Source organism: Hydrocarboniphaga sp. FW305-C-57 (assembly GCF_058783045.1).
In genome coordinates this window covers 50,376-64,453 of record NZ_JBYSYG010000002.1, presented here as the reverse complement: position 1 = coordinate 64,453, position 14,078 = coordinate 50,376, and the positions used below count along the sequence as shown (strand labels likewise).

The 14,078-nt window shown below is 63.2% G+C and carries 10 protein-coding genes; 8 read left to right on the top strand and 2 right to left on the bottom strand.

Annotated elements, in window-relative coordinates:
• Window positions 1–858: 858 nt before the first annotated feature.
• From AC3WUM_RS04660 to AC3WUM_RS04650, 3 genes are all read left to right on the top strand, one after another.
• Window positions 859–3,090, top strand: coding sequence for a hypothetical protein (locus tag AC3WUM_RS04660; protein WP_492409029.1), 2,232 nt, complete (start codon window positions 859–861; stop codon window positions 3,088–3,090).
• A 50-nt stretch (window positions 3,091–3,140) separates the two neighbouring features.
• Complete coding sequence (locus AC3WUM_RS04655) at window positions 3,141–4,970, top strand: DUF1302 domain-containing protein (protein ID WP_492409028.1); 1,830 nt, start codon at window positions 3,141–3,143, stop codon at window positions 4,968–4,970.
• Window positions 4,971–5,178: 208 nt separating this feature from the next.
• Window positions 5,179–5,958 carry a hypothetical protein gene (locus tag AC3WUM_RS04650; protein WP_492409027.1) on the top strand — a complete coding sequence of 260 codons (780 nt, stop codon included), beginning with the start codon at window positions 5,179–5,181 and terminating at the stop codon, window positions 5,956–5,958.
• Between the two features lie 588 nt (window positions 5,959–6,546).
• Here the strand turns inward: AC3WUM_RS04650 and AC3WUM_RS04645 are convergent.
• On the bottom strand, window positions 6,547–7,584 hold the full coding sequence (locus AC3WUM_RS04645; RefSeq protein ID WP_492409026.1) for a fatty acid desaturase family protein: 1,038 nt from the start codon (window positions 7,582–7,584) through the stop codon (window positions 6,547–6,549).
• A 684-nt stretch (window positions 7,585–8,268) separates the two neighbouring features.
• Window positions 8,269–8,457 (bottom strand): hypothetical protein, encoded by a 189-nt coding sequence (locus AC3WUM_RS04640; protein WP_492409569.1) that lies wholly within the window; start codon window positions 8,455–8,457, stop codon window positions 8,269–8,271.
• Here AC3WUM_RS04640 and AC3WUM_RS04635 point away from each other — a divergent pair.
• The 5 genes from AC3WUM_RS04635 (at window position 8,365) to galE (ending at window position 13,915) form a co-directional block, all read left to right on the top strand.
• Window positions 8,365–9,747, top strand: coding sequence for an IS5 family transposase (locus AC3WUM_RS04635; RefSeq protein WP_492409025.1), 1,383 nt, complete (start codon window positions 8,365–8,367; stop codon window positions 9,745–9,747). The two genes, AC3WUM_RS04640 and AC3WUM_RS04635, sit on opposite strands and share 93 nt — an antisense overlap.
• Window positions 9,748–9,823: 76 nt before the next feature.
• The gene (locus AC3WUM_RS04630; protein ID WP_492409024.1) at window positions 9,824–10,126 is read left to right on the top strand and encodes an H-NS histone family protein; all 303 of its coding nucleotides are present in this window, start codon (window positions 9,824–9,826) and stop codon (window positions 10,124–10,126) included.
• A gap of 275 nt (window positions 10,127–10,401) precedes the next feature.
• Window positions 10,402–11,487: an IS5 family transposase gene (locus tag AC3WUM_RS04625; RefSeq protein ID WP_492409023.1), complete on the top strand. Its 1,086-nt coding sequence runs from the start codon at window positions 10,402–10,404 to the stop codon at window positions 11,485–11,487.
• Between the two features lie 239 nt (window positions 11,488–11,726).
• Entirely contained in the window at window positions 11,727–12,572 is an 846-nt protein-coding gene (gene kdsA / locus AC3WUM_RS04620; RefSeq protein WP_492409022.1) for a 3-deoxy-8-phosphooctulonate synthase, read from the top strand.
• Between the two features lie 359 nt (window positions 12,573–12,931).
• A complete protein-coding gene (gene galE / locus AC3WUM_RS04615) occupies window positions 12,932–13,915 on the top strand; it encodes a UDP-glucose 4-epimerase GalE (RefSeq protein WP_492409021.1) in 984 nt (327 codons plus the stop codon).
• The last annotated feature ends 163 nt before the right edge of the window (window positions 13,916–14,078 follow it).

Here is a 14,078-nt window from a genome sequence, read left to right as displayed (position 1 = left end):
CCCGGGCGAGTACACGCTCTTTCCAGGCTTTCCCTCTCCCGGCGCTACGCGCCACCCTCTCCCGCAAGCGGGAGAGGAGACCAGCCGCGCATGCACGAATTCGATTCGAGACTGCGGCATTTCGAAGCGCTGATCGGGCAGAACCTGCCGTAGCATTAGTCGCTGCATTGCGCATGTTGTTTGTCCTCTCTCCCGCTTGCGGGAGAGAGTCCCTCGCGCAGCGAGGGGAGAGAGGGAAAGCCCGGGCGAGTACACGCTCTTTCCAGGCTTTCCCTCTCCCGGCGCTACGCGCCACCCTCTCCCGCAAGCGGGAGAGGAGACCAGCCGCGCATGCACGAATTCGATTCGAGACCGCGGCATTTCGAAGCGCTGATCGGGCAGAACCTGCCGTAGCATTAGTCGCTGCGTTGCGCATGTTGTTTGTCCTCTCTCCCGCTTGCGGGAGAGAGTCCCTCGCGCAGCGAGGGGAGAGAGGGAAGCCCGGGCGAGTACACGCTCTTTCCAGGCTTTCCCTCTCCCGGCGCTACGCGCCACCCTCTCCCGCAAGCGGGAGAGGGGACCAGCCGCGCATGCACGAAGTCGATTCGAGACTGCGGCATTCACGTAAGGGCTTCTTCCCGATCGCATCACGCGTTTCGCAATGTCACCGCGACGAACGGTGGCAACAAGTCGACGAAGCATTCGTTTCAATTCGCAGCGACGCTGCAACGAATCGTGACGATCCGATCGTCAGTAGAAATTCCCTGTTGCAGATGCATTACAACCGGCGAACACTAGCGCCGATCACAAAGCGGCTCGCAGCGAGCGGGTCGCGTACGGAGCGGGAAGCTCCATGGTGCACATTGAGAGGAGAGGCTCATGAAGATTCGCAACGCGGCGATGGCGTTCGTTGTGCTGTGCTCGGCTGCCGGGCTGTCGGCCTGCAGTAGCCGCAATGATCCAGGCGGTGAGGATGGTGGTCTCGAGAGCGGCGTGTTCTCGCTGTTCGATCCGGTGGCCGCAAGCCCCCAGGTTCCGTTTCCGTTCGACGGTTTCTTCTCGGGCTTCACCGATCCCACCTTGAACATTCCGAATGCGTCGAATGCGCCGTTCGTGACGCAGGCCAACCTGCAAGACGGCTTTTCGACCACGGCATCGCTGTTCACGGACCTGCTCGGCAAGCTCGATTACGGCAGCCTCGACCAGGGTCTGATCATCATCGACGGCTCCACCGGCCGCCCGCTCGTCGCGGGCACCGACTACACCACGCAGCCTTCGGTCGCCACGGCCTTGAATCCGCTGTCGCGCGTCGAAGAGCCGATCAGCAATTTCCGTTCGCGCGTGCTGATCGAGCCGCTGCGTCCGCTCAAGCCGTCGACGCGCTACGTGGTCGTGCTCACGCGCGCGCTGCACAGCGAAGATGGCACTCCGGCGCGAGCGAGCGAGCTGTTCACCGTCGTGCGTTCGGGCACGCCGGTGTCCGAACAGACGGTGCCGGTGCTGCAGACGCTCAATGCGACGCAGAAGGCCACGCTCGAAGCGCTGCGCAGCACGCTGATCCGTCCGATCGTCACGCAGCTCACGGGCACCAACCTCGTCGCCGAAGACGACATCGTGCTGGCCTGGAGCTTCACCACGCAGTCGGTCAGCAACACGCTCGACAAACTGCAGGCCAATGTCAGCGCCGCTGCGCCGGCGCGGCTCGCCGCGCAGAACACCGGAGCGACGCTGCGCACGGTGAATCCGGCGCTGCCGCCGATCGCGAATGTCTATGCGGGAACCATCACGCTGCCGTACTACCTCACGCCGCCGAGTGCATCCGATCCGACGGCTCCGCTGACCAAGTTCTGGCTCGCCGATAGCGCCAAGCCCGATACGAGCAAGAACTTCCTCGGCACGCCCTGCGCCGCTTTCAATCCCGCTGCGAGCGGCGGACGCTTGTCGCCGAGCGTCTCGACCACCGCCTGCTTCCCGGAGCCGGTCAAGCAAGCCGATGTCACCGTGCCGGTGCTCATCACGCTGCCGAACGCGGATTCGGGCAGGACCATGCCGGCCAGCGGCTGGCCCGTGGTGATCTTCCAGCACGGCATCACCGGCAATCGCTCGCAGATGCTCGCACTGTCTCCGGCGCTCACACTGGCGGGCTTCGCGGTGGTGGCCATCGATCTGCCGCTGCATGGCATCGTGCCGACCGACGCCGCAGCGGCGCTGCGTATCACGGGCGTCAGCGAGCGCACCTTCGATGTCGACTACGTCAACAACAGTACCGGTGCCGCGGGACCCGACGGCAACGTCGACAGTTCCGGTACGCACTTCATCAATCTGTCGAGTCTCATCACGAGCCGCGACAACATTCGCCAGGCGGTCTCCGATCTGATGGTGCTGACGCGTGCGGTTCCGGGCGCGATTCTGGTAGCCGGCGGCGCACCGGACGGCAACAAGTTCGACGGCAGCAACATCCGCTTCGTCGGCCATTCGCTCGGCGGCATCGTCGGCGGCACGCTGCTCGGCGTGAACGGCGACATCGGGGCTTCGACGCTCGCGATGCCGGGCGGCGGCATTGCCAAGCTGCTCGATGCCTCGGTCAGCTTCGGTCCGCGCATCGCGGCGGGCTTGCAGGCGAGCGGCGTGGTCGAAGGCAGCGACAACTACGAAACCTTCATGCGCTTCGCGCAGACCATCGTCGACTCGGCCGACCCGATCAACTACGCGGTCGCGGCCAAGACCAAGCATCCGATCCACATGCTCGAAGTCGTCGGCAGCGCGACCTCGGCGCCCGATCAGGTCGTGCCGAACTCGGCGCCGGCCAACGACGGCGTGGCGGTGGGCGGCATCAAGGCCAACGACAAGGTGACGATCGAGGGCTTTTTGTCGGGCACCGATCCGCTGCATGAAACCATGGGGCTCGCGGCGCGCACGTTCGACGGCAGCGCCAACGTCCTGCTCGGCGAAGCGGCGCGCAACAACGTGGTGCGCTTCAGCGCCGGCGATCACGGTTCGATCCTGAGCCCGGCGGCTTCGCCAACGGTCACGCAGGAGATGCAGAAGGAGACGGCGAGCTTCCTGGCCAGCGGTGGCCTGTGTCTGCCGATCGGAGGGGCGTGCCCATGAAGCGCGCCACCGCTCTCGCAGACCTCTCCAACCGCATTCAGGAGTTCTCCATGACTCGCACCCAAAACAATGCTCGCCACTACCGCAAGAGCGCCGTGGCGCTCGCTGCGGCCGCTTTCGGTTGCCTGCCTTTTTCCGCCAGCGCATTGAGCTGGGAAAACGACGACGTCTCGCTGCGCGTCGACAGCAAGCTCACGGTCGGTGGCGCCTGGCGCATGCAGAAACAGGACAAGGACAACATCGGCATCAGCAACGGCGGCAACGCGTATTCGACCAACAACGACGACGGCAACCTGGCCTTCGACAAGGGTGACGCGATCGCCTCCGCCATCAAGCTCACGAGCGATGCCACGCTGACCTACGGCAACTACGGCGTGTTCGTGCGCGGCAGCTACCTGTACAACGACACGCTCAACAACAAGCGCTATTTCAACCAGGCCAACTACGGCCAGCCCGGCAAGGAAGCGCCGGCCTACGAGTACCAGCAGCGCACCGACGCCGTGCGCGATCGGCTCGGCAACGACGCCGACCTGCTCGACGCCTACGTCTACGGCAGCAACTCGATCGCGGGTCGCACGCTGACGTACAAGATCGGTCGCCAGGTGCTCAACTGGGGCGAATCCACGCTCGTGCAGAACGGTCTCAACAGCCTCGTCGCGGCCGACCAGAACCAGCTGCGCGTGCCGGGCTACGACATCGCCGAAGCGCTCAAGCCGGCCGGCATGGTGTTCGCGGGCCTCGACCTGATCGAGAACGTGAGCGTCGAAGCCTTCTACCAGTTCGAATGGCGCCGCACCGACCCGGATGCGTCCGGCAGCCCGTTCTCGACCAACGACTTCGTCGGCATCGGCGGCAACCGCGCGAACATCTCGTTCGGTATCCCGGGCGAAAACGACATCGGCAGCAGCATTCCGCGCATCGACGACAACAAGCCCGAAAACGGCGGCCAGTACGGCGCCGCGCTGCGCTTCTTCATCCCGCAGTTCAACGGCATCGACTTCGCGCTGTACGCCGCGAACTATCACAGCCGCCTGCCGATGATCAGCGGCCACTCGGGCAGCGAGCCACTGCGGCCGTTCGGTAGCGACTACTTCATCGAGTACCCCGAAGACATCCGCATGTACGGCATGTCGTTCAGCTCGACCTTGCCCTGGGGCCTCGCGCTGCAGGGCGAGTACAGCTACAAGGACGGCCAGCCGCTGCAGATCGACGATGTCGAGATCCTGCTGACGGGCCTGGGCGTGCCGAGCCAGATCGAACCCACGCTCGGCGGTGCCTCGGGCCAGCAGTACATCAAGGGCTGGCGGCGTCACAACGTCTCGCAGATCGACTTCTCGCTCTCGCGCGTGTTCGGCCCCGCCAAGTGGCTGCGCAACGACCAGACCATCGTCGTCGCCGAAGTGGCTTACGACTACATCCACGACCTGCCGTCGACCAGCGAGCTGCGCTACGACGCGCCGGGCACCTTCCTGCCGGGTCTCGCGGCGTCCGACGGCCCGGCGCGCGCGGGCTTTCTGGTGGGCCGCGGCAGGTTCAACGCCGACGGCGTCACGCGGCAGGATCTGCCGTCGGAGTCCAACAACTACGCCACCACGATGTCCTGGGGCTACAAGCTGCTCGCCCGGCTCTCGTACAACAACGCGATCGGCTCGGTAGGCCTGGACCCGACCATCCGCTTCGATCACGACGTCTCGGGCTACACGCCGACGCCGATGGGCAACTTCGTCAAGGGCCGCAAGCAGGTGGCGCTGTCGATGGGCTGGACCTATCACCAGGCCTGGACCGGCGACATCGGCTACGTTGTCTACATGGGCGGCGGCGACCAGAACCTGCTGTCCGATCGCGACTACCTCGAAGCGCACGTGGGCTACTCGTTCTGATCGGCCTTCGAGCCGGAGCTTGCGATCGACTTTCCGAGGAAACCTCTCTTTCTTCGGGTTTTTGAGTTTTTGGCCGGGTTCGCCCGGCTTCTCTTTGCGCGGCCGCAGGGCGGGTCACGACCCGCCCTGCGAGCTGAGCCTTGCGTCAGCTTGCGGCATGCGACTTGCTCCATCTACCGGGTTTTCACCCGGACACAGGGACGTTCGCATGCACCGTTTCAGCCCCATCTTCGCCGCCATCCTCGGACTCGTCGGCCTCGACGCCCAGGCCGCCTCGTACAGCGAGCTGCTCAAAAGCGTGCCGACGCCCCCGGCCGACCCGGCTACTGCACTGTCTTGGATCAAGGACGGGCAGATCGTCGCCCCCGAATACACCCGCATCAAGCAGGCGATAGAAGCCGAGCGCGCCGCCATCGCCACGCTGGCCGGCGGCAGCGCGCCCGCAGCCGGCACGCCGCCGCCGGCGGTCTCGGGTGACGCGCCGGAGGTGCAGGGCGCCGTCGTCGGCTATAGCGCCTACCTGGCGTCGAATTCGGACAAGAACGAGCCCGCGGCCGCCATGGCCAAGCGCACGCGCTGGATCCAGGCCGCCATGGGCCAGCAGCTCAAGACCATCCTCGACAACACCAAGCCCTGCCCGGACCCGTGCCAGGACCAGGCCATCGCCGCCGCCAACCTGCCGTGGCAGCAGAAGAAGCAGACCCTGTCCGAACAGGAACTCAAGCTCTGGAACACGCTGTTCGCGGACTGGATCAAGACCCGCGCCCCGCTGGTCGACCGCGGGCAGAACCAGATCGCCGCGACGGGCGAGGGCGCCAAGGCGACGACGCCGGCGGGCAAGGCCGCGATCGCGGACTATCGGGCCTCGATGCTCAAGGAAGTGGAGGTCGCGCTGTCGCTGACCGAGCTCTCGGTCAAACGTGCGGAGGCGATCGCCACGGGCAAGATCGACGCGACGAGCGGAGCGACGAAGAAGAAGGCGTCTTAGAAGTCGCGGGAGTCACGAGCCCTCCATGCAGTCCCCTCTCCCGCCTGCGGGAGAGGGTGGCGCGTAGCGCCGGGTGAGGGAAGGCCGGACAGGTGTGCTCCAGGCCAAGCCGTCCCTCTCTCCCCTCGCTGCGCGAGGGACTCTCTCCCGCAAGCGGGAGAGAGGACAGCAACAGCGAAATCCGGAGAGTTCAGCAGCCCAATGCAGTTCCCCTCTCCCGCTTGCGGGAGAGGGTGGCGCGCAGCGCCGGGTGAGGGAAGGCCCGGAAAGGGTGTGCTCCAGGGTAAGCCGCCCCTCTCTCCCCTCGCTGCGCGAGGGACTCTCTCCCGCAAGCGGGAGAGAGGACATCAACAGCGAAATCCGGAGAGTTCAGCAGCCTAATGCAGTTCCCCTCTCCCGCTTGCGGGAGAGGGTGGCGCGCAGCGCCGGGAGAGGGAAGGCCCGGAAAGGGTGTGCTCCAGGCCGGGCTGACCCTCTCTCCCCTCGCTGCGCGAGGGGCTCTCTCCCGCAAGCGGGAGAGAGAGGGCCATCAAAAAGGTGGCGCTTTAAAAACCTGAGCTTTAAAACCCGAGCTTCAAAACCCGAAAGTCAGCCTTCACCGCCCGCCGCCAGTCCCGACGCCATCGGGCTCAGCGTCGCCGGTGCAGCCGAATAGACCGGAGCAGAGGCCGTCGCCGTCGCACGCTTTTCGTAGCGCTCCTTCAGGAACTTCTCGCAGCGCGCCTCGCTCTCCGGCCCGCGAACCACCGCCTTGGCGAACACCGCGACGTAGCTCTTGTCGACCACGCCGCCGCAGGCCGCGATGTCGGGCTTCACCATCTCGTAGAGCTTCTGGAGATTGAAGTAGGGCACCTTCGGGTACAGGTGATGCCCGGCGTGGTAGTTGATGTTGTTCCAGAAGAAGCTGTGCACCGGATTGGACGTCAGCGTGCGCGTGCCGGCGAGCTTGCCCTGGTCCCAAGGCGTTTCGTAGTGCTCCACGATGAAGCGCATCGAATTGAACAGCGAGAACGCCGCGATCGGCCAGAGCCAGACCTCGAGCACGTCCTCGATCAGGCCGGCGTGCCGCGCCCAGGTGATCAGGCCCCAATAGCACAGCAGCTTGAGCGCGATCTCGCCGAGGTGGATCGCCCAGAGCTTGGGCGTGAAGGCCTTGATCGGATAGATGATGGTGAAATGCACCATCGTCAGCACGATGCTGATCGCGATGTAGGCGTAGTAGGTGAGGAAGTCGAGAAAGCCGCGCTTGCCCATCGTGAACGAGTCGGGGTCGCGGTAGGAGCGGTTGTACTTGTGATGCTCCATGTGGTCTTCCTTGAAGGCCACGAAGGTGATCATCACCGGCAGCATGCTCACGACGCCGTAGAGCCAGTTCTGCCATTTCTTGGGGAACAGCGTGTAGTGCGTGGCCTCATGCATGAAGGTGACGAGGCTCATCCACATGTAGCCCAGGCCGATGTAGCAGGCCCACTCGATCCACGGATTGCCTTCGGCGCGCCAGGACAGCCAGCTCAGGACCGCCATGATGGCCACGAACAGCGCGAGCTTCGCGAGCGTGTAGCCGTTGCGGTAATAGATCAGCGACTGCAGTTGCTCGCGCGAAAGACGCGCGGTGGTTTCGCTCATAAGCGCGATGCTCTCGATACGGGACGACAGGCGATCAGCGGCTGCAACATGCAGGCCAAGGCTTTGAACCCTATCGTATTTGCCAGCACCGGGGGAAGCCCGTAAGGGCATCGGCCGGCTGCACCGCCGATGGACGGTACAGATCGGGGCCCCAAAGCTGGGTGACCACTGACCCATCCATCAGTCCAGCGCCACTCGAGACCGGTAGCCGTCGGGGACTACAAAACAGCAGCCCCATTGCGGGGCTGCGAAAAATCAGATCAGAACAACACCTTCACCGCGAGGATTCCGAACACCATTCCCGCAGCGAAGCCCCAGAAAGCCCAGACGAAACGGCGTTTGAAGCGGGGTTCGTTGGTTACGGGGTCCAGATACCGGAGAGTCATTGCGCATTCCGCCTTTCAATCACGACCGAGAAATCACCTGCACGCCTGGTCGGTCACCCAGAGAACAGCAGTACCCGAAGTAACACGCATTATCGGTGCCAGACATTGCAGTTGATGTATCGGGATGTTTACGACCGTTGACACACGCGCGACTGGCGCATGCAAACCCCTGAATCGCCGGAGCATTACCTCGGCATGGGTAAAATTATCCTCATCCCCTGTCAGATGTTTCTTTCACGAGACGGTGTGAGGATTTATTTGATAAATAGTCGCCCCTGAAGAATCCGAAAAGTCACGCTCAGACAGCAAGATAGGCGCGGAAATAGCCTGTTGAAATTGCCGGAAAGATAATGTCGGCTGATGGATTCCTGGCAATTTCAGCAAGGGTTTTCGCATGCGGCATCAGCCCACTCCCGCTCAGAGCGCTGCGTCGGTTTCGACCGACCTGTTCCGCAATCGCCTGGATGCGCAGATCGATCTGCGGCATTCGTTGTGCAAGCTTTCGGCGGTGATGCCTTGGGACGCCATGGCCCAACGTTTGTCTTCGGTGCTGCCAGCCGAGCCCAAGGGCGGCGGCCGTCCTGCACTCTCATTGCGATTGATGTGCGGGCTGCTCTACCTGAAGCACGCCTATGATCTGTCGGACGAAGCCCTCTGCGAGCGCTGGCTGGAAAACCCGTACTGGCAGTTCTTCTGCGGCGAAGTGTTCTTTCAAACCCGCTTTCCTTGCGATCCCTCGTCGCTGACGCGCTTTCGCAAGCGCCTGGGTGAAGCCGGAGTGGAAGAGTTGCTGGCGCAGAGCATCGCCGCGGCCAAGGATCTGAATGCGATCAAGCCGGCCGATCTTTCGCGTGTGATTGTCGACACCACGGTGCAAGAGAAAGCCGTGGCGTATCCCACCGACAGCCGTTTGCTCGAAGTGGCGCGCAAGAAGCTGGTGCTGCTGGCACGGCGTTGCGGCATTGATCTGCGTCAGAGCTACGAGCGCCAAGGCCCGACGCTGCGACGACGCGCCGCCGGCTATGCCCATGCCAAGCAGTTCAAGCGACTGCGCCGCCTCCTCAAGCGCCAGCGCACGATCCTGGGCCGCTTGCTGCGCGATGTGCAGCGCAAGGCCAACGCCGAGCAGCAAGCGGCGCTGTCGCCATGGCTGGCGCGCATCGCGCAGCTGCAGCGGCAGAAGCCCAAGGACCGGAACAAGCTTTATGCGCTGCATGCCCCGGAAGTCGAGTGCATCGGCAAGGGCAAGGCACGCAATCCTTACGAATTCGGCGTCAAGGTGGGCCTGGCCGTGACCGCCAGGCAAGGTTTGATCGTCGGTGCCCGCAGTTTTCCGGGCAATCCGTACGATGGCGACACGCTGGCCGAGCAGATCGAGCAGGTGGCCATCCTCACCGAGGTGAAACCCCGGCACGTCATCGTCGATCTGGGTTTTCGCGGCCGCAGAATCGACGGCATCGACATCCTGCATCGCGGCTTGAAGCAGCTGACCAGAACGCAGAAGCGCTGGCTCAAACGACGGCAGAGCATCGAGCCCATCATCGGCCACGCCAAGGACGATTGCCGGCTGCGCCGCTGCCACTTGAAGGGCCCCACCGGCGATGCGATGCACGCCGTGCTCTGCGCCGCTGGCTACAACATTCGCTGGCTGATGCGCTGGATCGCCGCTTTGCTGCTCGCGATTTTGGCCCTGATCGGGCGAACCCTCGATCCTCGACGCAATGCCTGCACCTCCGATGACAGATATCCCTTTATCGGAAACCTGGCTTCGACTTGAATCGGATTCTTCAGGGAGGACTAAATATTATCTGGTGTCTATAATGCATCGCTTTTATTTTTTACTGGAGTGGAACATGACGACTTATAACGATCTCCTCAAGCAGATCGAGTCTTTGACCAAGCAGGCCGAAGAGCTGCGCAAGACGGAAATCAGCACGGTAATCGCTGATATCAAAGATAAGATGGAAACTTTCGGTATTACGCTCGCCGATCTCGGTGCGGCGCGTGCGACCAAAAAGGCCAGTGGTTCGGGTTCCAAGGTGGCGGTCAAATATCGCAATGGCAGCGATACCTGGTCCGGTCGTGGCCGCACGCCGAAATGGCTGGCCGATGCGGAAGCCTCCGGCGCCAATCGCGAAAGCTTTCTGGTGAAATAGTTTGTGAAGTAATGAAGCGCCCCGGAATCGTGCAATGCGATTCCGGGCTTTAAAGCTGCATCGATTATGAAAATGGACCGGCATCAAAACGGTCTCTTGTTTCCAATCAAAGACGCGGTCTTAATCGGGCTCCACGCGAGCTGCGATGCTCATTCGGCTCGATGCGACTTGCAGCTTAAAAGCCTAACAGGCTGGTGAAAAACTCCAGCCTGCTGATCTGACATTGAAATTGCATGCAAAAGGGCTCGAATAATCGAGCCACTTCAAGCCCTTCGATGCGCGGCACGGACGACGCCCAATTTGCCATGTTCAGCTACGTGACCCTGGAGAAGCGGGTTCCTGAGGATCATCCGTTGCGGCGGTTGCGCCCCTTGGTGGATGGCATTCTGTCGAGCATGAATGCGCAGTTCGACGCGGTGTACTCCAGCACGGGGCGTCCCTCGATTCCGCCCGAACGCCTGCTGCGCGCCCTGCTGCTGCAAATCCTCTACACCGTGCGCTCCGAGCGCATGCTCATTGAGCAACTCGACTACAACCTGCTGTTCCGCTGGTTCGTCGGCTTGAAGATGGATGAAGCGGTGTGGGATCGCACCGTGTTCAGTGCCAATCGCGATCGCCTGCTCTCCACCGAGATGGCGCGCGAGTTCTTCCAGCGCGTGTTGTACCTGGCCGAATGGCAGGGTTTGGTCTCCGACGAGCACTTCAGCGTCGATGGCTCGATGATCGAAGCCTGGGCCAGCCACAAGAGTTTCAAACGCAAGGACGACGACGGATCGAACCCGCCCAAGGGCCGCAATCCGAGCGTCGACTTCAAGAAAGAGAAGCGCAGCAACCAGACGCACCAGAGCAAGACCGATCCGCAGTCCCGCCTGTACAAGAAGGGTGAATACACCGAAGCCAAGCTGCGTTACATGACGCATGCATTGGCCGAGAACCGCAACGGCCTGATCGTCGATGTGGAGACCACGCAGGCCGATGGACGCGCCGAGTGGGTCGCCGCCCAATGCATGATCGCGCGCAGCGTGCGCAAACCGGGCGCGACGATCGGCGCGGACAAGGGCTACGACGTGCCGGTGTTTGTGAGATTTCTGAAGTCGCGAAACATCAAAGCGCACGTGGCGGCGAAGGCCGAAGGCAGTGCGGTCGATGGCCGCACCAAGCGCGGCAAGGGCTATGCGATCAGCCTGCGCTGTCGCAAGCAGATTGAAGAATCGTTTGGCTGGATCAAGACGGTGGGCGGCTTGCGCAAGACGCGCCACAAAGGGCTGGAAAAGCTCTCCGGCCAGGCCTTGCTGACGTTTGCGGCCTACAACCTGACGCGGCTGCTGAAGCTGATGAGCTTCGAGCCGATGCCGGCGTAGGCAAGCCATAGGCGTATTGCGTCCGCAGCCCGGAAACAAGGCCAAAGTCGCAGCAAAGAGCGGTATCACGCGGTACGACGGTACGCTTCCGGCACCGGAAAAATTCGGAAGACAGGAAAATCCGGGGAAAGATCGGGGATTTTCACCAGCCTGCTAAGGCAGGCTGCGCGCTCCCTGCGTAAACTGCGCGCGACATCGCGAGGCCGATCGGGCCCGCCGCATATTCAGGAGTGTGCCCAGTGAGCGTCGTCGTCAACGGAATCCAGGTCGCAAACGATCAGCCCTTCGTGCTGTTCGGCGGCATCAACGTGATCGAGAGCCGCGATCTTGCCATGCAGGCTTGCGAGCATTACGTGAAGGTCACGCAAAAGCTCGGCATTCCGTACATCTTCAAGGCTTCGTTCGACAAGGCGAATCGCTCGTCGATCCACTCGTTCCGCGGCCCCGGCCTGCAGGAAGGGCTCAAGGTGTTCGAAGAGATCAAGAAGACCTTCCAGGTGCCCGTGATCACCGACGTGCACGAGATCGATCAGGTGGCGCCGGCGGCCGAAGTGATCGACGTGCTGCAGCTGCCCGCATTCCTCGCGCGCCAGACCGATCTCGTGGTGGCGCTCGCCAAAACCGGCAAGCCCGTCAATGTGAAGAAGCCGCAGTTCCTGAGCCCCTCGCAAACCGCGAACGTGGTCGCCAAGTTCAAGGAAGTGGGCAACGAGAACGTGATCCTGTGCGAACGCGGCACCTTGCTCGGCTACGACAACCTCGTCGTCGACATGCTCGGCTTCGGCGTCATGAAGCAGGTCTCGGGCGGCAAGCCGGTGATCTTCGACGCCACGCATGCCTTGCAAACGCGCGATCCGCTTGGCGCCGCATCCGGCGGCCGTCGCGCACAGGTCGCCGAGCTCGCCCGCGCCGGTTTGGCGGTCGGCATCGCCGGTCTGTTCATCGAAGCGCACCCGAACCCGGACAAGGCCAAATGCGACGGCCCGAGCGCGTTGCCGCTCTCCAAGCTCGAGCCGTTCCTCGCGCAGATGAAGGCGGTGGATGATCTGGTGAAGAGTTTCGCGGAGCTCGACACGGGGAACTAGCCGATGGTTTTCAGCCGTTCCTCTCTCCCGCCTGCGGGAGAGAGTCCCTCGCGCGAGCGAGGGGAGAGAGGGTTGGCCCGATCGAGGGCGCAGCTTTTCCAAGCTCCCCTCTCCCGGTCCTTCGGACCACCCTCTCCCACAAGTGGGAGAGGGGAACAGCAGGGCGCTCAGCCCTGCCAGTTTTTCAGCGATAAGCAGGCCTTGAATCGCTTTTTGCTTTTGCCGCCTGCGGGAGAGAGGCCCTCGCGCGGGCGAGGAGAGAGAGGGGCTTTGCTTCGTGCGACGCCCTTCGTCATCCAATGAAAAACCTTCCATAGACTGCCGCGCCGGTTCGCCGCGGTTCAAGAAAAGGGCGGCTCGTGAAAGCTCTGGTCGTAGGCGGTGCGGGGTATATCGGCAGCCATATGGTTCGCATGCTGTCGCGAGCCGGCCACGAAGTGGCCGTGATGGACAACTTCTCCACCGGCCATATCGAAGCCATCGAAGGCTACAAGCTTTATCGCGGTGATCTGCTCGCGCCCGCCGATATCGATCAGGCCTTGGCCGACTACCGGCCCGAACTGGTCATGCACTTCGCGGCCCGCTCGATGGTGGCCGAGTCGATGGCCGAGCCGATGCTCTACCACCACAACAACGCGTTTGGTGTGCTGAATCTGCTCGACAGCATGCGCCGTCACGGCGTGAACCGGCTCATGTTCTCGTCGACGGCGGCGGTGTACGGCGTGCCGGTCAGGCGGCGCATCGAAGAAGATCATCCCACCGCACCGATCAACCCCTACGGCTGGAGCAAGCTGTTCGCCGAGCACATGATCCACGACCATTGCCGGGCCTACGGATTGCGCGCGGTGGTGCTGCGCTATTTCAATGCGGCGGGCGCGGATGAATCCGGCGAGATCGGCGAATCGCACCGGCCCGAAACCCATCTGATCCCGAGCATTCTGCGGGCTGCGGCCGGAGCGGAGCAGCCGACGGTCAAGCTGTTCGGCAACGATTACGACACGCGCGATGGCTACGCCGTGCGCGACTTCATCCACGTCACCGACTTATGCGAAGCGCATCTGCTCGCCTCGGAGGCGCTCGCCAGGACCGATCTGCCGGACTATCAGCTCTACAACCTCGGCAACGGGCAGGGCTTCTCGGTGCTCGAAGTGCTGAACGCGGCGCAGGAGATCATCGGCCGCCAGGTGAACACCGAAATCTGCGCCCGCCGCCCTGGCGATCCGCCGGCGCTCGTCGCCGATGCAAGCCGTGCGCGCGCCATATTGGGCTGGGCGCCGAAAACGCATGGCCTGCAACAGATCGTCGAGTCGGCGTGGCGCTGGCATCGGGCGCAGCGGTATTGAGGCGGCGCGGCAGCATTCGATAGTCGCAGCACGCCTCGGCAGGGAAGGATGGTTGGAGAGTGCACGCACTTTCCGGGCTACCCCTCTCTCCCCCGCTGCGCGGGGACTCTCTCCCGCAAGCGGGAGAGAGGAACAGCAGGCACGGCTGGAAGAGCAAGCTCGC

Excerpts from the sequence above, each read along its gene's own strand:
- AC3WUM_RS04640 (WP_492409569.1), bottom strand. The coding sequence starts at position 8,457 with ATGCCGCAGATCGATCTGCGCATCCAGGCGATTGCGGAACAGGTCGGT.
- AC3WUM_RS04635 (WP_492409025.1), top strand. The coding sequence starts at position 8,365 with ATGCGGCATCAGCCCACTCCCGCTCAGAGCGCTGCGTCGGTTTCGACC.
- AC3WUM_RS04630 (WP_492409024.1), top strand. The coding sequence starts at position 9,824 with ATGACGACTTATAACGATCTCCTCAAGCAGATCGAGTCTTTGACCAAG.
- AC3WUM_RS04660 (WP_492409029.1), top strand. The coding sequence starts at position 859 with ATGAAGATTCGCAACGCGGCGATGGCGTTCGTTGTGCTGTGCTCGGCT.
- AC3WUM_RS04655 (WP_492409028.1), top strand. The coding sequence starts at position 3,141 with ATGACTCGCACCCAAAACAATGCTCGCCACTACCGCAAGAGCGCCGTG.
- AC3WUM_RS04650 (WP_492409027.1), top strand. The coding sequence starts at position 5,179 with ATGCACCGTTTCAGCCCCATCTTCGCCGCCATCCTCGGACTCGTCGGC.
- AC3WUM_RS04645 (WP_492409026.1), bottom strand. The coding sequence starts at position 7,584 with ATGAGCGAAACCACCGCGCGTCTTTCGCGCGAGCAACTGCAGTCGCTG.
- AC3WUM_RS04625 (WP_492409023.1), top strand. The coding sequence starts at position 10,402 with ATGCGCGGCACGGACGACGCCCAATTTGCCATGTTCAGCTACGTGACC.